Source organism: Aeromonas sp. 2692-1 (genome assembly GCF_013085505.1).
Classification (GTDB): domain Bacteria; phylum Pseudomonadota; class Gammaproteobacteria; order Enterobacterales; family Aeromonadaceae; genus Aeromonas; species Aeromonas hydrophila.
Genome location: NZ_CP038513.1, coordinates 1,644,884 through 1,667,117 on the forward strand (window position 1 = coordinate 1,644,884; position 22,234 = coordinate 1,667,117).

Annotated in this window: 19 protein-coding genes; 10 read left to right on the forward strand and 9 right to left on the reverse strand. The window is 62.2% G+C overall.

Annotated elements, in window-relative coordinates; translation table 11 throughout:
- Nucleotides 1–23: 23 nt before the first annotated feature.
- A complete protein-coding gene (gene viaA, locus E5E97_RS08105; protein ID WP_171280135.1) occupies nucleotides 24–1,478 on the forward strand; it encodes an ATPase RavA stimulator ViaA in 1,455 nt (484 codons plus the stop codon).
- 9 nt (nucleotides 1,479–1,487) lie between these two features.
- On the opposite strand, the gene E5E97_RS08110 is transcribed toward viaA, so the two are convergent.
- The gene (locus tag E5E97_RS08110) at nucleotides 1,488–2,492 is read right to left on the reverse strand and encodes a sensor domain-containing diguanylate cyclase (RefSeq protein ID WP_171281208.1); all 1,005 of its coding nucleotides are present in this window, start codon (nucleotides 2,490–2,492) and stop codon (nucleotides 1,488–1,490) included.
- Between the two features lie 223 nt (nucleotides 2,493–2,715).
- Between E5E97_RS08110 and E5E97_RS08115 the strand changes: the two genes are divergently transcribed.
- The 3 genes from E5E97_RS08115 (at nucleotide 2,716) to E5E97_RS08125 (ending at nucleotide 6,929) form a co-directional block, all read left to right on the forward strand.
- Nucleotides 2,716–4,578, forward strand: a complete 1,863-nt coding sequence (locus E5E97_RS08115) for a GGDEF domain-containing protein (protein ID WP_171281209.1) — start codon at nucleotides 2,716–2,718, stop codon at nucleotides 4,576–4,578.
- Nucleotides 4,579–4,832: 254 nt separating this feature from the next.
- Nucleotides 4,833–6,422, forward strand: a complete 1,590-nt coding sequence (gene prfC / locus E5E97_RS08120; protein ID WP_085946238.1) for a peptide chain release factor 3 — start codon at nucleotides 4,833–4,835, stop codon at nucleotides 6,420–6,422.
- Nucleotides 6,423–6,590: 168 nt separating this feature from the next.
- Entirely contained in the window at nucleotides 6,591–6,929 is a 339-nt protein-coding gene (locus E5E97_RS08125) for a nuclear transport factor 2 family protein (RefSeq protein ID WP_171280136.1), read from the forward strand.
- Between the two features lie 66 nt (nucleotides 6,930–6,995).
- Here the strand turns inward: E5E97_RS08125 and E5E97_RS08130 are convergent, their stop codons facing one another.
- Nucleotides 6,996–7,472, reverse strand: coding sequence for a MarR family winged helix-turn-helix transcriptional regulator (locus tag E5E97_RS08130; protein ID WP_253265146.1), 477 nt, complete (start codon nucleotides 7,470–7,472; stop codon nucleotides 6,996–6,998).
- A gap of 80 nt (nucleotides 7,473–7,552) precedes the next feature.
- On the opposite strand from E5E97_RS08130, the gene E5E97_RS08135 reads away from it, so the two are divergent.
- Nucleotides 7,553–8,011: a carboxymuconolactone decarboxylase family protein gene (locus E5E97_RS08135; protein WP_171280138.1), complete on the forward strand. Its 459-nt coding sequence runs from the start codon at nucleotides 7,553–7,555 to the stop codon at nucleotides 8,009–8,011.
- Between the two features lie 57 nt (nucleotides 8,012–8,068).
- On the opposite strand, the gene E5E97_RS08140 is transcribed toward E5E97_RS08135, so the two are convergent.
- Both E5E97_RS08140 and E5E97_RS08145 read right to left on the reverse strand, forming a co-directional pair.
- Complete coding sequence (locus E5E97_RS08140; RefSeq protein WP_171280139.1) at nucleotides 8,069–9,007, reverse strand: bifunctional helix-turn-helix transcriptional regulator/GNAT family N-acetyltransferase; 939 nt, start codon at nucleotides 9,005–9,007, stop codon at nucleotides 8,069–8,071.
- A 205-nt stretch (nucleotides 9,008–9,212) separates the two neighbouring features.
- The gene (locus E5E97_RS08145; protein WP_171280140.1) at nucleotides 9,213–10,250 is read right to left on the reverse strand and encodes an alkene reductase; all 1,038 of its coding nucleotides are present in this window, start codon (nucleotides 10,248–10,250) and stop codon (nucleotides 9,213–9,215) included.
- A gap of 188 nt (nucleotides 10,251–10,438) precedes the next feature.
- On the opposite strand from E5E97_RS08145, the gene E5E97_RS08150 reads away from it, so the two are divergent.
- Complete coding sequence (locus tag E5E97_RS08150) at nucleotides 10,439–11,005, forward strand: TetR/AcrR family transcriptional regulator (protein ID WP_171280141.1); 567 nt, start codon at nucleotides 10,439–10,441, stop codon at nucleotides 11,003–11,005.
- 131 nt (nucleotides 11,006–11,136) lie between these two features.
- On the opposite strand, the gene E5E97_RS08155 is transcribed toward E5E97_RS08150, so the two are convergent.
- A complete protein-coding gene (locus E5E97_RS08155) occupies nucleotides 11,137–11,472 on the reverse strand; it encodes an endonuclease domain-containing protein (RefSeq protein WP_073348885.1) in 336 nt (111 codons plus the stop codon).
- Nucleotides 11,473–11,873: 401 nt separating this feature from the next.
- The gene (locus tag E5E97_RS08160) at nucleotides 11,874–12,827 is read right to left on the reverse strand and encodes a LysR family transcriptional regulator (protein ID WP_171281210.1); all 954 of its coding nucleotides are present in this window, start codon (nucleotides 12,825–12,827) and stop codon (nucleotides 11,874–11,876) included.
- A gap of 153 nt (nucleotides 12,828–12,980) precedes the next feature.
- Here E5E97_RS08160 and aguA point away from each other — a divergent pair, with 153 nt between their 5' ends.
- The gene (gene aguA, locus E5E97_RS08165; RefSeq protein WP_171280142.1) at nucleotides 12,981–14,078 is read left to right on the forward strand and encodes an agmatine deiminase; all 1,098 of its coding nucleotides are present in this window, start codon (nucleotides 12,981–12,983) and stop codon (nucleotides 14,076–14,078) included.
- Between the two features lie 127 nt (nucleotides 14,079–14,205).
- The gene (locus tag E5E97_RS08170; protein ID WP_171280143.1) at nucleotides 14,206–15,909 is read left to right on the forward strand and encodes an amidase; all 1,704 of its coding nucleotides are present in this window, start codon (nucleotides 14,206–14,208) and stop codon (nucleotides 15,907–15,909) included.
- A gap of 86 nt (nucleotides 15,910–15,995) precedes the next feature.
- Here E5E97_RS08170 and E5E97_RS08175 read toward each other — a convergent pair whose 3' ends face one another.
- Nucleotides 15,996–17,009, reverse strand: coding sequence for a hypothetical protein (locus E5E97_RS08175; RefSeq protein WP_171280144.1), 1,014 nt, complete (start codon nucleotides 17,007–17,009; stop codon nucleotides 15,996–15,998).
- Nucleotides 17,010–17,673: 664 nt separating this feature from the next.
- Between E5E97_RS08175 and E5E97_RS08180 the strand changes: the two genes are divergently transcribed.
- On the forward strand, nucleotides 17,674–18,435 hold the full coding sequence (locus E5E97_RS08180; protein WP_253265147.1) for a CphA family subclass B2 metallo-beta-lactamase: 762 nt from the start codon (nucleotides 17,674–17,676) through the stop codon (nucleotides 18,433–18,435).
- 163 nt (nucleotides 18,436–18,598) lie between these two features.
- Nucleotides 18,599–19,891, forward strand: coding sequence for a lipopolysaccharide biosynthesis protein (locus E5E97_RS08185; RefSeq protein ID WP_171280146.1), 1,293 nt, complete (start codon nucleotides 18,599–18,601; stop codon nucleotides 19,889–19,891).
- 74 nt (nucleotides 19,892–19,965) lie between these two features.
- On the opposite strand, the gene E5E97_RS08190 is transcribed toward E5E97_RS08185, so the two are convergent.
- Nucleotides 19,966–21,216 carry a DEAD/DEAH box helicase gene (locus tag E5E97_RS08190; RefSeq protein ID WP_171280147.1) on the reverse strand — a complete coding sequence of 417 codons (1,251 nt, stop codon included), beginning with the start codon at nucleotides 21,214–21,216 and terminating at the stop codon, nucleotides 19,966–19,968.
- A gap of 102 nt (nucleotides 21,217–21,318) precedes the next feature.
- On the reverse strand, nucleotides 21,319–22,188 hold the full coding sequence (locus E5E97_RS08195; protein ID WP_171280148.1) for a LysR family transcriptional regulator: 870 nt from the start codon (nucleotides 22,186–22,188) through the stop codon (nucleotides 21,319–21,321).
- Nucleotides 22,189–22,234 lie beyond the last annotated feature (46 nt).

The window sequence follows — 22,234 nt, forward strand, 5'->3', positions numbered from 1 at the left end:
GAGCCTGATCGGCGGAGGTGACCATGCTTGAGATCGGCATGATGGATTTGGGGCTGCTCATCGGCGAGGGGGAGCTGGCGGGCGAGATGGCGCTCTTGCTGGCCTCCACCCCCAAGATCTCCGAGTTCATCAAGCGCTCCCCGTTGCAGGGCAGATTGTTGCAAAAGCGGATCCGCCGCTGGAGCGAACAGCTGGGGGAGGAGATGCGCCACAAGCCGGTGCCGGTGGCGCTGGAGCAGGAGTATCGTCTCTATCAGGCCCACAAGGGGTTGCCGCTGGCCGAGCTGATGGGGCGCCTGCCGGCGCTGCTGGACGGGCTGGAGCAGTACAGTCCCTTCGCCGGCGAGGCGCGCAGCCTGGTGCGCCAGCTGATGGCCCACCCCACCGACAGCCAGCGCCAGCTGCTGATCGAGAAGTGGCGCACCAGCCTGGTGGGCAGCCTGCTGCAGCTGCAGCAGCAGATCGCCGAGGCGGAGCGGGAGAAGCAGCGCCAGGAGATAGAAGATCAGCTGCTGGCGAGCCGTACCCTGGCCGATGCGCTCGATCCCAACCAGATCTCCGCCGGCGGGCTGTGGGATCTGGCACAGGGCAGCTGGCACAAGCGCAGCCTGGTGCTGGTCAAGCAGTATGCCCGCATGCTGCAGCGCGAGCCATTGTTGGCGGAGATCGCCAACCTGCTGGGGCGCAGCCAGCAGGACAACCGGGCCAACGATTCGCCGGTGCCGCCGGTACAGGTGCACGAGCTGGAGGAGGTGCAGACCGACGATGTGCCGGACGATCTGGTGGGCATTCACCCGGCCAGCGATCTGATGCGACTGTTGCCGAGCGAGGCGGTGATGCTGGCGCTGCCTGAGCTGGAACTGGAGTTCTACCGCCGCTATCTGGAGCGGCGTCTGCTCAGTTACCAGTCGCGCGGCACCCTGCCGCGTCAGCGCATCATGCTGCGCACCCCGGAACTCGGCGGGCGGCAGCTGCAGCAGCGGGGGCCCTTCATCGTCTGCATCGACACTTCGGGCTCCATGGGGGGATACCCGGAGGAGTGCGCCAAGGCGCTGTTTCTGGCGCTGCTCAAGGTGGCGATGGACGAGAAGCGGGGCTGCTACCTGATGCTCTTCTCCACCGAGGTGGCGACCCTGGAGATCACCGCCGACACCGGGCTCGACAAGGCGGAGCGCTTCCTCTCCATGAGTTTTCACGGCGGCACCGATCTGGTGCCCTGCCTCGAGAAGGCCCTGATCAAGCTGGATGACCCCGCCTTTGCCAAGGCGGATGTGCTGGTGGTCTCCGACTTCATCGCCCAGAGCCTGCCCCACAGCCTGCTGGAGCGGATGAACCGCCAGCGCAAGCAGCAGACCCGCTTTCACGCGGTGGCCATGTCCCGCCACGCCAAACCGGCGCTGCTGCGGGTGTTCGACAACAGCTGGCTGCTTGATTGCGGCCTGCGCGGGCGCCTGCTGCGGCGCTGGCAGCGCAGCTGAGTCGGGCCGTCAGCAGCGAGGCTGGTGACCGAGCCCCCGTTCGTTGACCTGCTCCTGATCCAGCAGCGGCTGGCCGCTCGGCTGGGAGACGTAAAAGCCCCGTTTGCCGCTGCGCTTGACCCGATACATGGCCTGGTCGGCGCGGGCCAGCGCCGTGCTGAAATCATCCTGCGGCCGGATCGCCGCAATCCCCATGCTCAATCCCACCGAGGCGTCGCCGTTGGGCAGCTCGAACGGGGTGGAGATGGCGTTGATGCACTGGCGGGCCAGGTGGCTGGTGCGGGGATCGTCGCTGCTCCAGGGCAGCAGCAGCACGAATTCGTCGCCGCCGAGCCGGCCTATCTTCACCCCCTCCTCGCAGCAGTCGCGCAGCCGGCGGGTGAGGGCGATCAGCAGCTCGTCGCCGGCACGGTGGCCCAGGTTGTCGTTGACCTGCTTGAAGTCGTCGAGATCGATGAAGCAGATCGCCTGGTACTCCTGCGGGAACTGGCGCTGCAGCGCGGTGCGGTTGAGCAGGCCGGTGAGGGGATCCCGGTGGGCGAGCTGGGCCAGCTGCTGCTCGTACTCCTTCTCGTGGGTGATGTCGATGTGGGTGCCCATCACCCGGATGGGATTGCCCTGTGCGTCCCGCTCCACCACCCGGCCCCGGTCCAGTACCCAGGTGGTCTTGCCATCCTTGGCGATCATCCGGTGCATCACCTGATAAAACGGGCTCTTGCCGCTCAGGTGATCGAAGAAGGCCTGCAGTACCCGCTCCCTGTCTTCCGGGTGCAGGTGCTCGCGCCAGACGTCGAAGTGGGCCGACAGCTCCTTGGGCTGGTAGCCGAGCATGGCGCCCCAGCGGCGGTTGAAGATGATGAGCTTGCCGGTGGGCACATGGTTCTGCCAGATGCACAGGCCGGTGCCGTCCATGGCGGCCTCCAGCTTCTCCCGTGCATCTTCGGCGACCCGCTTGAGCCGTTCGTTCTCCTGCAGCAGCTTGTCGTAGGCCGCCTGCAGCTCCTGGTATGTCATCAACCCGCGCTTCCCTGTAGTGGATGGCGCTTATAGTCGATGCTGATTTTCCATCTGTAAAGAGGCACGAGGGGTCAGTGTGAGAGCCCGCCAGATCTGGCTGATTTTCTCTCTTTCTCCCTGGTGGCTGTGTGCTTGAACAAGGCAGGATATGATGGTCATAGTGAACACACCTGCCTAGCTGCACCACCAGAGGGGAAACCGAACCGGCATGAAACGCATCATGACCCTGATCCTGCTGACGGGATTGTGCACGCCCCTCGCCTGGGCGGCCCGGGCCCCGCTGACCGAACCCCAGCTCTCCCGCGAGCTGCAGCTGCTGGAAGAGGGCTTCCAGCCCGACCGCATATTCCGGCTGCGCATCGCCGCGCTGGTGGCGAGCAAGGATGAGTATCCCCTCGACGTGCAGGGGCGCATCGTGCGCCTGCAGTGCTGGGCCATGCCCGCCGAGTGGGACAGCGAGTATCGCGCCGTGGTGGCCTTTGCCGATCAGCAGCTGGCCATCGCCCGGGCCCGCAAGGACAGGATCACCGAGACCGGCCTGCTCACCTGTCGCGGTTTTCACCAGCAGCTGCTTGGCAACATGGACCAGGCCAAGGCCGACTATCAGCAGGCGCTGGTGCTGGCCCGCCGGCTCGGCGATCGGCTGCAGGAGGCCGACATCCTCAGCTTTCGTGGCGACATGTACGCCTACCAGGGGGAGCTGGCGGAGGGGCTGATGGAACTTATCGAGGCGCACAAGCGCTTCGAGTCGCTCGGGCAGGATGGCAAGGCGCGGGAGGTGCTGGCCCAGATCGCCAACGCCTATCGGCGGATGGGGCTCTACGAGCGGGCCGAGGGTTATTTCAAGGAGCTGGAGCACGATTACGGCACCCTGGGGGATCAGGAGCGGCTGGTGGACATCCGCTCCCAGCAGGGGCTGCTTTATGCCGAGATGGGGGAGTATGAACGGGCCCTGCCGTTGATGATCCAGGCCGAGCAGCTCTATCGCTCCCAGCAGAAGGAGGGGCTGCTGGCCTGGATCCAGATCGAGATCGCCACCATCCTGCTCAACCAGAACAAGGTGACCGAAGCGGTGAGCAAGCTGCAGCAGGCGGATACCATCCTGCGCAGTGGCGAGAGCTCCGACAGCGTGACCCTGGGCCACTGGCAACTGGTGATGGGCATGGCGGAGGCGGCGCAGAGCAACCCGACCAAGGCGCTCTACTACCTGGCCCAGGCCGAGCCCATCTTCGTCAAGGAGAAGAACCAGCGCTTCCTGGCGCGGGTCTACGAGGTACGGGCCAGGATCCTGGAGCAGCAGGGGCAGATCAACGGGGCGCTGGCCAGCCTCAAAAAGTACGTCGAGACCAAGCACTCTCTGGAGCGGGTGCTCAGGGAGCAGCGCTCGTTGCAGATGCGCTTCGAGTTCGATCTGGCCCGCAAGGAGCTGGAGAACCAGGCCCTCAAGACCAAGCAGCTGCTGCAGGAGGCCAAGCTCAAGCAGCTGCAGGAGCGGCGCCACTGGCAATATGCGGTGGTCATTTTGTTGCTGCTGGTGATGGGCATGCTGGCGCTGCATCAGTTCAACCGTTCCCGCAAGATGCGCCGGCTCGCCATGACCGACGACCTGACCGGGCTGCACAACCGCCGCCAGATCCAGGCCAAGGGGCAGGCCTGGTTCAAGCAGGCGCGAGAGCATGGCCGGACCTTGTCGGTGCTGCAGCTCGACATCGATCACTTCAAGCAGGTCAACGATACCCTGGGCCACCACATGGGGGACAAGGTGCTGGCCGAGGTGGCCAGCTGCGTCGCCGCCCAGCTGCGCTCCCTCGATCGGGTAGGGCGCAACGGTGGCGAGGAGTTTCTGGTGCTGCTGCCCGACACCTGCCTCGACGAGGCGGTCGAGGTGGCGGAGCGGATCCGCCATCGGGTCGCCCAGCTGCGCATCGACGGGATGCCGGAGGGGCAGCCGGTGCACGTCAGCATTGGCTGTGCCCAGTACAGCCCGCTCGACGAGAGCTTCGGCGATCTGGTGCAGCGGGCCGACGAGGCCATGTACCGGGCCAAGCAGGCGGGCCGCAACCAGGTGATGCGGGCCGAGTAGGGGGGACAGGCCGCCCTGCTCGTCTGCAAAGCCGGGCTGGGTATTTTTCACTCGCGCGGGTATAATGTCGCGCAATTTTGCTTTGGCTCAGGTGAGAAGACCCATGTAACGCAACCCTCTTCCTCTCTCCACCGGTTGGTCTGATGCCAGCTTGGTGTGGCTCGTTGCGTATCCATGCCGGACCGTGAGTCAATGCGGCACTCCGGAATTATCCCACGGTGGCTTAAGGCCGCCGCCCAATAGAAGAACGTTGAATTATGTCAGCTGAATTTCTGAGTGAAGTCTCCAAGAGACGCACTTTTGCGATCATCTCGCACCCGGATGCGGGTAAAACCACCATCACCGAAAAAGTCCTGCTGTTCGGACAGGCCATTCAGCGCGCCGGTACCGTCAAGGGCCGTGGCTCGGGCCAGCACGCCAAATCCGACTGGATGGAGATGGAGAAGCAGCGTGGTATCTCCATCACTACCTCGGTGATGCAGTTCCCCTATGCCGATTGCCTGGTCAACCTGCTCGATACCCCGGGTCACGAGGACTTCTCCGAAGATACCTACCGTACCCTGACGGCGGTCGACTGCTGTCTGATGGTCATCGACGCCGCCAAGGGTGTTGAAGACCGGACCCGCAAGCTGATGGAAGTGACCCGGCTGCGCGACACCCCCATCCTCACCTTCATGAACAAGCTGGACCGCGAAGTGCGCGATCCGATGGAGGTGATGGACGAGGTGGAGCGCGAGCTCAACATCATGTGCGCCCCCATCACCTGGCCCATCGGCTGTGGCAAATCCTTCAAGGGTGTCTACCACCTCTACAAGGACGAAACCTATCTGTATCAGAGCGGTCAGGGCCACACCATCCAGGAGAAGCGGGTGGTCAAGGGGTTGAACAACCCCGAGCTGGATGCCGCCATCGGCGAAGATCTGGCTGCCCAGCTGCGCGGCGAGCTGGAGCTGGTGCAGGGCGCCTCTCCCGAGTTCGATCACGATGCCTTCATTGCCGGCGAGATGACCCCGGTCTTCTTCGGTACTGCACTGGGTAACTTCGGTGTTGACCACATGCTGGACGGCCTCACCGACTGGGCACCGTCGCCCATGCCGCGCAAGGCCGAGAGCCGTGAAGTGGCCGCCACCGAGGAGAAGTTCTCCGGCTTCGTGTTCAAGATCCAGGCGAACATGGACCCGAAACACCGCGACCGCATCGCCTTTATGCGCATCGTGTCAGGCACCTACTCCAAGGGCATGAAGATGCGCCACGTGCGCATCGGCAAGGACGTGAACATCTCCGACGCCGTGACCTTCATGGCCGGTGACCGCGAGCAGGCCGAAGACGCCTTCGCCGGTGACATCATTGGTCTGCACAACCACGGCACCATCCAGATCGGCGACACCTTCACCCAGGGTGAAGATCTCAAGTTCACCGGCATCCCGAACTTCGCGCCGGAACTGTTCCGCCGCATCCGCCTGCGCGATCCGCTCAAGCAGAAGCAGCTGCTCAAGGGGCTGGTGCAGCTCTCCGAAGAGGGCGCGGTGCAGGTGTTCCGTCCGCTCATCAGCAACGATCTGATCGTTGGTGCGGTCGGTGTGCTGCAGTTCGACGTGGTGGTATCGCGCCTCAAGAGCGAATACAACGTTGAAGCGCTGTACGAGGCGGTCAACGTCTCCACCGCCCGCTGGGTGGAAGGGACAGACGTCAAGAAGTTCGAGGAGTTCAAGCGCAAGAACGAGGTCAACCTGGCCCTTGATGGCGGTGACAACCTCACCTACATCGCGCCGACCATGGTCAACCTGCGCCTGGCCCAGGAGCGTCACCCTGACGTCCAGTTCCGCCAGACCCGCGAGCACTGACAAGCGCTTGCCCGCTAGGCAGAAAAGATAAAAAAAGACCCCGCCCAGGCGGGGTCTTTTTTTGCATGGCGATCAAGGCGCGGATGGGGGGAGCGCCACCGTCACCCGTCGACAAGGGGGGCAATGCCCCCTATAAAGGAGGCTGTTAGATGATTCAGGGAGTGATGCATGTCGGTCGAACTGCCCGTCGAGGCACAATTTAACGCTTACAACGCCCACGATCTCGAGGCCTTCCTGGCCTGCTTCTCCGAGGAGTTCAAGGGATACCGGATGCCGACGGAGAGCCCGAGCACGGTGGGCAAGGGGGCGCTCAGAACATTCTATGCCGAGCACAGATTCAATAACCCGCTGCTCCGGGCCGAGCTGCTGTCGAGAACCGTCATCGGCAACAAGGTGTTTGATCACGAGTTGATCTATGGCCTCTCCCCCGAGCCGCTGGAGAGCATGGCCGTCTTCGAAGTGGAGGCGGATCTTATCAAGACTGCCTGGTTCTACTTCCCCACCTGACAAGCGCCCAGCGCCCCTGTCTGCCTTGGCCTGACTGCAAACACCGTCCGCTAACACCGGCTGGCGTCAGGCCTCGCTCTCCATGCCGCTGGCGAGGTTCGCCAGCCAGCGTTTGACGAGTTGCAACTCCTCCTCGGCCAGCGGGGCGGCCAGGTCCTGCTCCAGCCGGGCGACTCTGGCCTTGGCCTCGGCCAGCAGCGTGGCGCCCGCCGGGCTCAGACTGAGCTGCTGGATGCGGCCATGCTGGAGGTGAGGGGTGCGAGCCAGCAGGCCGCTGCGCTCCAGGCTGGTCACCATGGGGCTCACCGTCTGGGGAGTGAGCAGGGTGAGGCGGGCGAGCTCGGCGTTGGAGCTGCCGGGGTAGGCATCCAGCATGGTGAGCAGGGCAAACTGGGGCGCCGTGATGGGCAGGTCCGCCAGTGCTCGCTCCATGCGCAGGCGCTGGGCGGCCGCGGCCTGGCGCAGCAGATAGCCGAGGTGGCCCGCTTCGCCGCGCTTACCCTCGCCGGGGGCGGGCAGGGGGATGGGCAACTCTGTACTCAAGGGGGGCTTGTTTATCATGTCAGGGTGCTGATATGTTGTTCGTGCCCTGATATTAAATCATGCCCAAGGAGAACACCAGAATGAGCACCCGCATCGATTACCCCGACTTTCGCCAGCTGCTGCCGGCGGCTCACGACGCCCTGATCGCCGCCGGCAAGGCGGTGGACGAGACTGGCCTCGACAAGAGCCTGAGCGAGCTGGTGAAGCTGCGCGCCTCCCAGCTCAACGGTTGCAGCTTCTGCCTGCAGTATCACCTGAACATCGCCCGTCGCAGCGGGGTGGGGCAGGCCAAGCTGGATCAGCTGGCGGCCTGGCGGGACGCTACCGTGTTCAGCGCCCCGGAGCGGGCGGCCCTGGCCTGGACCGAGAGCCTGACCCGGCTGCCGCCGGACGGCGTGCCCGACGCCCTCTATGGCGAGCTGCGCGAGCACTTCAGCGAGGCCCAGATAGTGCAGCTGTCGGTGACGGTGGCCACCATCAACAGCTGGAACCGACTCGGGGTGGCGCTGCGTTTCGTGCCGCCCGCCGCCCAGCTCTGAGCGGCAGCCAAACAAAAGGGCGGCATCGGTGCCGCCCTTTTATCCCGAGCTGATCACTCAGGCCGGTCGCTGGCCATCCTCGGCGCCAAGCGCCAGCACCATGCAGATCTCGCAGGCATCGTGGCCAGTGCAGCCAAGCGGGCCCGGCAGGTGTTCAAAGCCCAGGGATTCGTAGAGCGCGGTGGCCTCGCGCAGCACGGCGGTGGTCTCCAGGTAGCAGCGCTGATAGCCGAGCGCGCGCGCCTCGTCCAGTGCCTGCAGCACCAGCCGGCGTCCCAGCCCCAGCCCGCGCAGGGAGGGCATGAAGTACATCTTCTGCAGCTCGCAGACTTGCCCCTCTTCCCCCGCCAGCGGCGCTATGCCGCCTCCGCCGAGAATGGTGCCGTCCGGCCCCTCGATCACCCAGTAGCGGCTCTGCGCGCCCTGGTAGGTTTCATGCAGCCGATCCAGATTGAGGTCGGCCACCCCGTAGCCCTTGTCAGCGGTGAGCCCGTATTCGGCGGAGACGGCACGGATCACGGCGGCGATATGGGGGTTGTCGGCGGCTGTGATGGGACGGATGTGGTAACCCTGCTGGCGACGGGCGCGAGAGAGGGCGCTGCGATAGAGGCGCAGACCGGTCCACAGCTGCTCGCGCTCGGCGAGGGTGAGCTGGGCCAGGGTCTCTTCCATGGCGTTGTCCATCTCCTGATGCAGATCCAGCAGCTGGGCCTGACCGGCGATGGTGAGGCGCGCCTCCTTGCTGCGGCCATCGGACGGATGGGGGTGCCAGCTGATGAGCTCGCGCTCGGCCAGGCGGGCCAGCGGGCGGCTGGCGTTGGACTTGTCGATGCGCAGCCGTTCGGCCAGTTGCTGGTTGGTGGCGGGGCCGCTCTCCAGCTCGATCAGCAGATGGGCTTCGAGCGGGCTGAGCGCCAGTTCGCCGCACTGCTGGGAGAGCATGCCGAGTTCGCGTACCAGATCGCGCGACAGGGCGCGCAGGGGGCGGGGATCCATATCAGGGCTTCCTATTTGGTTGTCATCAACAACCAATATAGCCAACTAGTTGTTACTAGCAACTTTTTATTGGGTCAGCGAAGGATCACGAAACCGGCGGGCATGACGAGCGGACACAAAAAAGGGCCCGGGAGGGGGCCCAAACATTGGAAACCCGCGCGAGGGCGCGGATCCCATCCTTGGTCAGGCAAGGTGCCGGCGAGCGTTAGACCAGCTCGGCCAGCATGGTGTCGGCATAGGGAACCAGAGCGTCGCCCTGTTTCACTTTGGCGAGATAGTCCGGGTTGGCGATGAGCGGGCGACCGATGGCGACGAGGTCGAAGCGGTCGGCCTTGATGGCCTCGGCGGCGGTCTCGGCGCTGTAGTTGCCCACTCCCACCAGATGACCGTCGTAGCGGGCGCGCAGGTAGTCGGAGGCGCGGCCGTCCAGGTAGTCGAAGGTGAGGCTGTCATCGAAGATGCCCAGATGCACATAGGCCAGGTCGCGCTGGTTCAGCTCGGCCAGCAGGTGGTCGAACACGGCGCGATCCCGCGTATCCCCTTCGAGGTGCACGTAGGCACCGGGGGAGAGGCGCAGGCCCACCCGATCCCCGCCGATGCGGGCATTGATGGCATCCACCACCTCCAGCGCGAAGCGGCTCATGTTCTCCGGGCTGCCGCCGTAGTTGTCGGTACGCAGGTTGCTGGCGTGGTGCAGGAACTGATCGATGAGGTAGCCGTTGGCACCGTGGATCTCCACCCCGTCAAAGCCCGCCTCGATGGCGTTGGCGGCGGCCTGGGCGTAATCCTCGACCAACTGGGCGATTTCGCTCTCGGTCAGGGCGCGCGGCACCTGATAGACCAGCTCGCGCATGCGGGGCACCGTGCCCTCGTGGGCAACGGCAGAGGGGGCCAGCACTTCGGCGTGGTGGAAGAAGGGGTGGGAGAGACGACCCACGTGCCACAGCTGGGCGAAGATCTTGCCGCCGTTGGCATGCACGGCGCCGGTCACTTTCTTCCAGCCGGCGATCTGCTCGGCGCTGTAGATCCCCGGGGTGTTGGGGTAGCCCTGCCCGTCCGGCCGAATGATGGTGGCTTCGGAGATGATGAGGCCGATGTCGGCGCGGCGCGCGTAATAGGCGGCCATCTGCTCGGTCGGCACCAGGCCCGGGCCTGCCATGCAGCGGGTGAGGGGAGCCATCATGAAACGGTTGGCGAGGGTGAGGGTGTCGTTGAGGCGATAGGGCTGAAACAGGGTATTCATGATCGTCTGTCCTGAGGGAGTGATTCTTGAACGTGCATTCAAGACGTTTTTTGTTTTGTGTGCAAGTCTTTTTTGAACGAGCATTCAACATGGGTTGGTGTTGTTGGCCCGCTGGGGTAAACTTGCCGCCCTCTTATACCCCCTCGCCGGCCCTTGGCCGGTGAATCCGCTTTTTCAACGGAGAAACCATGCGCAGCGCCGAGTTCAACCGGGACGACGTCTTGCGAAATGCCATGGAGGCATTTCGGGCCAAGGGTTACGCCAAGACCACCATGCAGGAGCTGGTGGCGGCGACCGGGTTGCATCCGGGCAGTCTCTACGCGGCGTTTGGCAACAAGCGCGGCCTGCTGCTGGCGGCAGTCGATCACTATGTACAGGAGAAGAGCGCCCTGCGGCGAGGCTTCTTCGCCGCCGCGAGCCCGCTGGCGGGGGTGCAGGCCTACCTCGAGCAGGTGGTGAACGACGCTCTCTGTGGCACCTGTCTGGTGACCCGCACCCTGATGGAGCTGGCGGAGCAGGACGAAGAACTGCACCTGAAACTCAAGGCCATCTATGGCGAGCTGGATGCGGATCTGGCGGCGGTGCTGAGCCTGGCCCTCGAGCGCGGCGAGCTGGTGGCCGGGCGCGACATTCCGACCCTGACCGCCTTCCTGCTCATCAACATCCAGGGCCTGGTCACCTTCGCCCAGTGCCGCCCCGATCCCGCCCTGCTGGGCGGCGTGGTCACCCAGTTGATGACAGCCCTGCGGGCGTAATGCCCCGCCCAGAAACAACCATGGCTCCCGCGGGAGCCATGGTTGTTTCTGGGGATGCCACACGCCGCCGGGTTGTTTGCTCTCTTCTCCCCTTGCGGGAGAAGGGTTGGGGATGAGGGGGAGGGCTCTGCTCAGCGCAATGAGAGCCAAATATGGGCCAGTACGACATCCATCCGACTCAACACATCGTTATTCCACACCCTGATCACCCGAAAGCCCTGCTGATTGAGGTAGGCCGTTCTTGCGCCATCATATTGTCGCCCTGCCGGTTCGTTGTGCTGTGACCCGTCTACCTCGATGATCAGCCTCTGCTCAAGAGAGATGAAATCGACAATGTAGGGCCCGATGGGCATCTGGCGACGGAATTTCACCCCTGCCAGACGGCGGTCGCGCAATTGCAGCCACAACTTCTGTTCGGCAAGGGTGGCTTCTCGCCTCATGCGTTTGGCAAACGGATGGGTTCTCATGGTGCCTATCCAGAGCTATTCGACCCTATTAGATATAGCCATTCCCCGTTCTGGTGACTGAGAGGGTTGCTTCCCCTCACCCTGGCCCTCTCCCAGAGGGAGAGGGGAAAGATCGAGTGACAGTTGTCATTTTGTTGGTCATCTCGGGGCCATCGTGGCGTGGTGTGACAATGAACTGATGAACTGATGAACTGATGAACTGATGAACTGATGAACTGATGAACTGATGAACTGATGAACTGATGAACTGATGAACTGATGAATCGATAGGTCGATGTGCTGGTGGGATGTATTTCGCCCCGGCAGACAGGTTGTCAGCCATGCTGCCAGTGGCGCAGATCAGCTCCCTTCTCCCCTTGCGGGAGAAGGGTTGGGGATGAGGGGGTGCACACGTTGCCGGGTTACTCCGGATTCACCAGCTCCTTCATCAGATTCTTGAGCCACACCAGCGCGGGTTGCTGCGCATGCACCGGATGCCAGACGCAGTTGAGGTGATAATCCGGCACATCTTCGGGCAGCGGCAGGCTTTTCAGCGGCCAGTGGCTGGCGAGCAGCTCGGCCACCATGCTGGGCAGCACCAGCAGGTGATCGCTCTGGCTGACGATGGCGGCGGCGGACATATAGCTCTGGCTGTTGACCGAGATGGTGCGACTGAAGCCCAGCGTCTTCAGATAGCGATCCAGGCTCGCCTCCGAGGTGCCAAGGGGCGAGTGGAACACATGGGGCATCTCGATCAGCTGCGCCAAGCTGATGCGCTCGGCCTGCAGCGCCCGGTCATCCCCACTCTCGGCGAGCGCCGGGGTGGTCATCGGCAGATCGGCGCGCACCAGCCCGGCCAGCGGCTCGGTGAGCCAGGTCTCCTTGCCGAGATACCCCGGCACCTGCATGTACTCGTCAAAGCCCAGCACCAGGTCTATCTCGCCGCTCGCCAGCTCGGCTTCGGGCAGGGTGTCGCGCAGGATGCGGATCTCGATGGTGACCCCGGGCGCCAGCCGTTTGAGGCGCTGGATAAGGGGCGGGATTAGCACGCACTCCACGTAATCCGTGGTGCAGAGCACGAAGCGGCGTTTCGACTGGCTCGGTTCGAACACCTCCTCGTCGCTGAGCTGCTGCTCCAGCAGCCGCAGCGCCTGCTGCACGCCAAGATGCAGCCGCTGGGCGCGCGGGGTTGGCAGCATTCCCTGCGGGGTGCGCACCAGCAGCGGATCGCCAAAGAAGGTGCGCAGCCGATTGAGCGCATGGCTCATGGCGGGCTGGCTGATAAAGAGCGTTTCGGCGGCGCGGGTGACGCTGCCCTGCGCCATCAGGGCGTCAAAGGCGAGCAGCAGGTTGAGGTCGAGCTGGTGCAGTTTCATCAAGATTATTTGCCAGGCTTATGGGACAATCCATCCTATTCATTTGATGGATGTGAGCGCAACTTCTTACACTGCGACCACTGTTATTTTTCCAGGATCCCCGCGCCGCGTTTTCATGCCTGCGGGGTCTCAATCCATGCAAGGAGCCTTGCGATGAGCATCAAGACCATGAACACCACGCCGGCCGCTGACGGCTTCACCATGCCCGCCGAGTGGGCACACCAGCAGGCCGTCTGGATGATCTGGCCGTTTCGCCCGGACAACTGGCGTGAGGCCGGTCGCTTCGCGCAAGCCACCTTCGCCAAGGTGGCGGATGCCATTGGGCAAGCCACCCCGGTCTTTATGGGGGTGCCGGCCCAGTTTATGGAGCAGGCCCGCGCCATCATGCCCAGCCACGTCACCCTGGTCGAGATGAACAGCGATGACTGCTGGGCCCGCGACAGCGGCCCCACCATAGTCACCAACGCAGCCGGCGAGTGCCGTGGGGTGGATTGGGGCTTCAACGCCTGGGGCGGCCACAAGGGCGGTCTCTACTACCCCTGGGATCAAGACGAGCAAGTGGCGGCCCAGATGCTGGCACAGCACGGCATGGATCGTTACGATGCGCCGCTCATTCTGGAAGGGGGCTCCATCCACGTCGACGGCGAAGGCACCTGCCTGACCACCGCCGAGTGCCTGCTCAACGAAAACCGCAACCCGCACCTGAGCAAAGAGCAGATCGAAGCGCACCTGCGCGACTATCTGGGTGTGAAGAGCTTTATCTGGCTGGATGAAGGCGTCTACATGGACGAGACCGACGGCCACATCGACAACATGTGCTGCTTCGTGCGTCCGGGGGAAGTGGCTCTGCACTGGACTGACGACCAGAACGATCCCCAGTACGCCCGCTCCCTGGCCGCCCTCAAGGTGCTGGAAGCGGCGGTCGACGCCAAGGGTCGCAAGCTGAAAGTGTGGAAGCTGCCCCAGCCGGGCCCGCTCTACTGCACCCAGGAAGAGTCTGCCGGCGTCGAGAGCGGTACCGGTGTGCCGCGCGAGGCAGAAGGTCGTCTGGCCGGCTCCTACGTGAACTTCCTCATCACCAACGATCGCATCGTCTACCCGCTGTTGGATGCCGCCACCGACGGCGAAGCCCAGCGCATTCTGGAAGAGATCTTCCCGGAGCATAAGGTCGTCGGCGTGCCGGCCCGCGAGATCCTGCTGGGCGGTGGCAATATCCACTGCATTACCCAGCAGATCCCTTCAGGTCAGTAAGCTGGTCGAAGAGTGTAGAAATTCAAAACCCCACTCAGTGGGGTTTTATCTCTTGATGACGTGATGGTCGCAGGCGCTGATGCGGCGATCATCATGACAAACAGTCACCCTTTTACAGGAGATCCCCATGATCGAAGTGACCGAGGTTTCCATTGCCGAGCTGCGTGCCGCGCTCGAAGCAGGCCGCACCACAGCGGTCGAACTGGTCAAGGCCTATCAGGCCCGGATCAAGGCGTACAACGGCCCCGAGACACAAACCCGCCTCAACGCCCTGGTGGTGCCCAATCCCGATGCGCTGAAAGAGGCGCAAGCGTCCGATGCGCGCCGCGCTCGTGGCGAAACTCTGGGGCCGCTCGACGGCATCCCCTACACCGCCAAAGACAGCTATCTGGTCAAGGGGCTGACTGCCGCCTCCGGCAGCCCGGCCTTCAAGGATCTGGTGGCCCAGCGCGATGCCTTTACCGTTGAGCGCCTGCGCGCCGCCGGTGCCATCTGCCTGGGTAAAACCAATATGCCGCCGATGGCCAATGGCGGTATGCAGCGCGGCGTCTATGGCCGTGCCGAGAGCCCCTACAACGCCGACTACCTGACTGCGCCCTTTGCCTCCGGCTCCTCCAACGGGGCCGGTACCGCCACCGCCGCCAGCTTCTCCGCCTTTGGTCTGGCCGAAGAGACCTGGTCGAGCGGCCGTGGCCCTGCATCTAACAACGGTCTGTGTGCCTACACCCCGTCCCGTGGCGTGATTTCGGTGCGCGGCAACTGGCCGCTGACGCCGACCATGGATGTGGTGGTGCCTTATGCCCGCACCATGGCCGATCTCTTGGAAGTGCTCGATGTAGTGGTGGCCGACGATAGCGACACCCGTGGCGATCTGTGGCGCCTGCAGCCCTGGGTGCAGCTGCCCAAGGCCTCCGAGGTGCGTCCGGCTTCCTATCTGGAACTGGCAGCCAAGGCCGATGCCCTCAAGGGCAAGCGCCTCGGCGTGCCGCGCATGTTTATCAACAAGGATGAACTGGCCGGCACCAGCGAAAACCCCGGCATCGGCGGCCCGACCGGTCAGCGCATCCATACTCGTCCGACCGTGATTGCCCTGTGGGAGCAGGCCCGTCAGGCGCTGGAAGCCGCTGGCGCCGAAGTCATCGAAGTGGACTTCCCGCTGGTCTCCAACTGCGAAGGGGACAGACCCGGCGCGCCGACCGTGTTCAATCGCGGCATCGTGAGCCCCGAGTTCCTCAACGACGAGCTGTGGGAGCTCTCAGGCTGGGCGTTCGACGACTTCCTGCGTGCCAACGGCGATCCCAAACTCAACAAGCTTGAGGATGTCGACGGCCCCCAGATCTTCCCCCACGATCCGGGCACCCTGCCGAACCGCGAGGGCGATCTGGCGGCCGGCATGGACGAGTACGTCAAGATGGCCAAGCGCGGCCTCAAGCGCTTTGACGAGATAGCCTCTGTGCCGGACGGCCTGCGTGGTCTGGAGCAGACCCGCAAGCTGGATTTGGAAGACTGGATGGACGGGCTCAAGCTCGACGCCGTGCTGTTCCCCACCGTCGCCGATGTCGCCCCGGCTGATGCGGATGTGAATCCGGCCTCTGCCGATATCGCCTGGAGCAACGGCATCTGGGTTGCCAACGGCAACCTCGCCATTCGCCATCTCGGCGTGCCGACCGTCACCGTCCCCATGGGGGTGATGGCCGATATCGGTATGCCGGTGGGCCTGACCTTCGCCGGTCGCGCCTATGACGACAACAAGCTGCTGCGCTTCGCCTCGGCCTTCGAGTCTACCGGCAGCAAGCGGATGGTGCCGCCACGCACGCCGCCGTTGGGGTGAGTGGTGTTGGGAATTAAATATTTCGGATTAGCCCGGTAACAATAAATGAAAACCACTCACCATGCGGGTGGTTTTCATTTTGAGTTCTACTCTTCAGTTTTTGAGTCCATGAATGATGATATTTCATTAATTGCGGAGAGCATGCAATTTATTTTAATTTCATTTATTTTTGTATTGTAGTCTGACCTTACTTTATAGGTTATATCATTTTTAATGTATTTTTCTAAGTCATCTGAAGTAGTATTTATAATGTCTGTAATATTTTTCATAGAATAATTTCTATTTTTATTAGAAACTGTTTTGTATAGGTTCTTTTGCTCTATAATTTCATTGTCGTAATTATCTTTAAGTTCTGTGGGGTCAGGTTTCTTACAGATGTATTTTGATTGATTTTCTTTAATGTGTGACAAGAGAGTTTGATAAAAACCATCAGGGATTGTATTTGTGTTCATATTCTTTCTTGATGCGTTGGTAACCGCTGCATAAAGAATGTCTGCAGGAGAAGCCCAATCGTTCAGTAGTTGAAAGAAAAATGCCCGGTCATCAACAGACTTAATATCCGCACTTTGTTGTATGGCTAAGTTATATATAGATAATCGAGAAATTGTTTTAAATTCCAACTTTAATATTTCCCAGCTAGATCTATCAATTTTTTTTGCTGCATTTCTTAGTACTTTCTCTAAAATTACAGTTTTATTTTTCGCATTTAAAGCATCTGATTTTGCTTTTTCTATCTGCAAATGGATTTCATCTAGTTGATTGGACTTTGCAACTAGTTCCTTTTCTAAAAATGCTTTTTTCTTATCAAGCTGGATTGTTTTTTGTTTGTGCTTTGCAATGTCTTTCTGTAACGAGCGTTTTTCTAGCTCTAGTCGGGAAGTTTCTTCTTGTAAGATCTGATTTTGAAATGCTGGTCTAACAGTGAAAATATATCCTAACACACCAAGGACTAATAATGCGACTTGTGTTAGGTGTGCCATTCGTTGAAGGAGTATATCTACGCGAGATACTTTGGAATTAATCTCGTCGTTTATCTGCTTCCCGCGGAAAAATTTAGGCTTATGTCCTCTAGGTATATATTCGTAGCGGTTTGTTTTCATCTGATGACCAATAAGTCTTGATTGGATTTCTTAAAATATAATGCCTAGTCTAAGACACTTGGTCAATAAGATAACACTAATACACTTAGTAATAATGAACCATGGCTTTGAATGCTGTAGATTTGAATAACGAAACGTATTCGGACGATCGCGAATAGGTCGTAGCCGAGAGGCTGCTGATATCCGGAGTTTCCTGCCTGGCTTGCCATAACATGGTGCACGGCGGTATGCGGGCGATTACGCTGCGCTAATCGACCCTACATGATGGGGATTATTGTTACCTCCCCCTCATCCCCAGCCCTTCTCCCGCAAGGGGAGAAGGGGGCGGAATGGGTTCCGCTAGCTGTGTTTTGGCTGTGTGATACGGGTGAATATCAATGGCTTGGAATTGGCAAGAACCATCCCCTCTCCCTCGGGAGAGGGTTAGGGTGAGGGGTCGCAATCTGTGTTGTAGGTTCGAATAGCGAAGCGTATTCGGACGATCGCGAATAGGAGATCGCTGCTGATTTCTCCGGATTTTCCCCAGACTTCCCCCTGACTTCACCTTCTCTTCACACAACCTCATTTTCCCCTCACACATCCCCCGTATCTTCTGCCCACTGCTTAAAAGGCCCGGCTTGCCACAGGGGTGGCGAGGGGGCGGTTGGTTCGAGGGAGCAAGATGATGAAAGGTTGGATGAAGTGCGGATTGGCCGGGGCCGTGGTGCTGATGGCGAGTTTCTGGGGTGGCAGCGTGCGGGCGGCGGGGATCTCCCTCAAGCAGGTGAGCGGCCCTGTCTATGTGGTGGAGGACAACTACTACGTCAAAGAGAACTCCATGGTCTATTTCGGGGCCAAGGGGGTGACGGTGGTGGGGGCAACCTGGACGCCGGATACCGCCCGCGAGCTGCACAAGCTGATAAAAAGAGTCAGCAGCAAGCCGGTGCTGGAGGTGATCAACACCAACTACCACACCGACCGGGCGGGCGGTAACGCCTACTGGAAGTCCATCGGTGCCAAGGTGGTGGCGACGAGCCAGACCCGGGATCTGATGAAGAGCGACTGGGCCGAGATCGTCGCCTTTACCCGCAAGGGGCTGCCGGAGTACCCGGACTTGCCGCTGGTGCTGCCCAACGTGGTGCACGATGGCGACTTCACGCTGCAAGAGGGCAAGCTGCGCGCCTTCTACGCGGGCCCGGCCCATACCCCGGACGGCATCTTTGTCTACTTCCCCGATGAGCAGGTGCTCTATGGCAACTGCATCCTCAAGGAGAAGCTGGGCAACCTGAGCTTTGCCGATGTGAAGGCCTATCCACAGACGCTTGAGCGGCTCAAGGCGATGAAGCTGCCGATCAAGACGGTGGTGGGCGGTCACGACTCACCGCTGCACGGCCCCGAGCTTATCGATCACTACGAGGCGCTGATCAAGGCCGCGCCCCAGTCATAAGCCGGCGCGGCGGCAGCCGAATGACGCGCTGGACGCACTAAAGGAGACGCCCGGCCGGGCGTTTCTGGCAGGGGGACGCCCTTGCCCCCTGTTTCGGGCTGTTCAAGGGCGGCCCCCTTTCATAAGATGGGCCTCTCTTCACGCAGTTAGCGGGCCTTTCGTGATGCACGCAATTCAAGACGAACAACCCGATTCACTTGGCCGCCTCAAGCAGGCTTTCATCACCGGCATGTGGGCGTCCCTTGCCAGCATCATCATCGGCTTCGCCTTCAAGGTGTGGCTGGCGCAGTGGGTGGCCAAAGGAGATCTGGCGCTGTTCAACAGCGTGGTGGATCTGATCTCCCTCTCCTTGATCCTGATGACCGGCTTTCGCTCTTCCATGGTGGTGAGCTACTCCCAGACCAGGAACGATCGGGACATCATCAATATCTTCCGCTACTTCCTCATTGGCATGGTGCTGCTCACCTGGGGGCTGGTGATCCCCTACATCAAGCACGGGCTCCATATCCGGGCCGAATATCTGCAACTGGTGGGGGTCATCTTCGGGCTCGGGCTCAAGGTCTACTTCACCAATCTGGTGGCCATGTACCGGATGTACGGGATCTCCAACCGGGTCACCTGGCTGGAGCCGCTGGCCAACGGTTTGCTGTTTATGGCCTGCTACTTTGGCCTCGGGATGGAAGCGCTTCCTTCGCTCTTCTACGGGCTGACCTTCTCCTCGCTTGGCATCGCCGGCTACATGTATCTGCACCGGCGCCGGGCCATCGCCACCCGGCCGCTGGCCAAGGTCGAGCTTGGCCCCGAGATGCGCAGCTATGTGAAGAAGAGCTTTACCGCGTCCCTCGAGGCGGGGGCCAGCATCCTGATGATCTACATCACGGTACTGCTCACCATCCGCCACTTCAGCCTCGACGAGCTGGGGGATTTTCAGGTGGTGGTGCGCCCCATCTTCACCTATATGACCACCCTGTTCGTCTTCCCCATCTACCGCTTCGTGCTGCCTGAGCTGGCGGTCAATCTGCGCAGCGGCGATCACCGCCAGATCCGCCTGATCCGGCGCTGGATCTTCCGCCTCAGCGCCATCGTCAGCCTGGTGTTCTTCCTGGTGATGCTGCTGGCGGGCAAGCCGCTGGTGTCACTGCTGTTCCCGGCCGACTATCTGGGGGCCGTGCCGGTGCTGCTGCACTTCTCCCTCTTCTTCATCTTCATGATGCTCAACGGCTACCAGCTCGCCTACATCAAGGCCCACGGCCACTTTACCCAGAGCCTGCTGATCCGCGCGGTGGGCATAGTGGCGCTGGTGGCGGCCTATTACCTGGTGGCCCGCTTCACCACCAACGTGGTCGCCATTATCGTGGCGCTGGGCCTCGGTTATCTGGTGATGTTCGTGCTCTCTACCCTGGCCGAGCAGCGCATCCTGCGGGCCCTGCCGCCGGAACTGGCGGCTGCGCCGTAGGAGTGAGCAGGTGTGTATCGGATAACAAAAAAACGCCCGACTGGGCGTTTTTTTATTGGCGGTGCCGGGGTGGCTTAGCGCCGGCCCTTGCCACCCTTGTTGCCCGCGAGGGCCTGTTTCCTGGCCTTCTGCTTCAGGGCTCCCTTGCTGCTGCGGCGTGGCTCGGGCTCGAAGCGGGTCAGGTCGGGCTCAAAGCCCGGGAACCACTGCTGGGGCAAGCGGGTATCGAGCACCGCCTCCACCTTCTCCAGCAGCGGCGCATCTTCCGGGCTGAACAAGGTGATGGCGAGCCCCTTGTTGCCGGCGCGACCGGTGCGGCCGATGCGGTGCACGTAATCCTCCGCCACAAACGGGAATTCCATATTGATCACGTAGTTGAGATCCGTGATATCGAGGCCGCGGGCCGCCACGTCGGTGGCAACCAGCGCCTGCAGAGTGCCGGCGCGAAACTCCAGCAGCACCTTCTCCCGCGCGCCTTGTGACAGGTCACCGTGGAAGGCCAGCGCATTGACGCCCGCTTTGCCGAGCTGCTGGGCCAGCTTGTCGGCCCCCTGGCGGGTGCGGCTGAAGATCAAGGCTGGCGCCCAGCCCTTCACCTTGAGCATGTGTTCGACCAGCGCCAGCTTGCGATCGCCATCCACCGTATAGACCCGTTGCTCCACCTCGGCCGCCGTGGTGTTGCGCGGTGCCACTTCGATCAGTTCAGGGTCATGCAACAACACCTTGCTCAAGGCAAACAGGTTGTCATCGCAGGTGGCGGAGAAGAGCAGGGTCTGGCGATCCGTCGGGATTTGTTTCAGCAGCGCCTTGATCTCGTCCATAAAGCCCATGTCGAGCATCCGGTCCGCCTCGTCAAACACCAGATGGCGCAGCGCGGCCAGACTCAGCGCCCCCTGCCGCAGATGGTCGAGCAGCCGGCCCGGGGTGGCGATCAGGATATCCACCCCGGCTTTCAGCGTCTCCACTTGGGCGGCTATGCTGACCCCGCCATAGACTTGCGTGCTGGTGAGGTCGGTGCCCTTGGCGTAGCGCGTGACGCTCTCATGCACTTGCACCGCCAGCTCGCGGGTCGGTACCAGCACCAGGGCGCGGATGGGGCGGGGGGCATCGTTCGTCGGGTGTTGCAGCAACTGCTCCAGCAGCGGCAGCACGAAGGCGGCGGTCTTGCCGGTGCCGGTCTGGGCACCCGCCATCAGATCGCGCCCCGCCAGAATGACCGGGATGGCGCTGGCCTGCACCGGGGTCGGCGCGGCGTAACCAAGCTCGGTCAGGGTCTGCTGCAAGCGGGGGGAGAGCGCCAGATCGGCGAAGGAGGCAATGGACATAAGGGTACCCGTCGGGATGAGCGCGGCCACGCCACGCTGGAAACAGTCTTGATGGCCGGCATGGTAACAGATGCGGGGCTGCGGGCAGAAGGCGCCGCCGGTTCAGCGGCAGTGAAACACCTCTTCCAGTGCATCCACCACGGCGCGCACCCGGCTGGCTTTTTGCAAGTCGGGGTGGAGCACCAGCCAGATGTCGACCGGATCGCACAGGGTGGGCAGCACGCGCACCAGATCCGGCTCCTTGTCTGCCAGAAAGGTGGAGAGCAGGGCGATGCCGAGCCCCTGACGGGCCGCCGCCAGCAACAGCAGCTGGGCGTTGCACTGCAGCACCACGTTGGGCTCGTGCAGCGGTTCCCCGCACAGGCTGTGCCAGTGGCGGGAGACCAGCTCCCTGGCAAACAGCAGCAGGGTGTGCTGGCTGAGGCCATGGCCGCTCTTGGGCGTGCCGTGATGGGCCAGATAGTCGCGAGAGGCATAGAGCCCCATCTCTATGGTGGTGAGGCGCTTGATCACCAGCTCGTCGTTGTCCGGGCGCAGCCCGCGGATGGCGAGATCGGCCTCCCGGTAGGCGATGTCGCTGACGCTGACCGCGGTCTGCAGGCTGAGCCGGATGCCGGGGTGGCGCTCGCGCAGCAGGGTGAGGGCGGGCAGCACGAAGGCCTGAGCCAGGGTGTCGGTGGTGGCGATGCGCACCTCGCCGCACAGGCTCTGATCGCCGGCGCTCGCCTTGCGTTCGATGGCCTTGATGGCCTGCTCCATGGCGCTGGCATCCGCCAGCATGGCCTCGCCGAGGGGGCTGAGATCATAGAGCTTGGGGGTGCGGATAAAGAGTTTGGAGCCGAGGTTCTGCTCCAGCGCCGTGATGCGGCGCCCCACGGTGGCCTGATCGACCCCCAGTACGCCGGCGGCGCCGCGCAGGGTGCCCTGCCGTGCCAATGCCAGAAAAAACCGCGCGTCGTCCCAGTTGATCATCGAGCCTCCCACTCAAAGTGCCCCGGCGGGGCGTGCCCATTAGAAG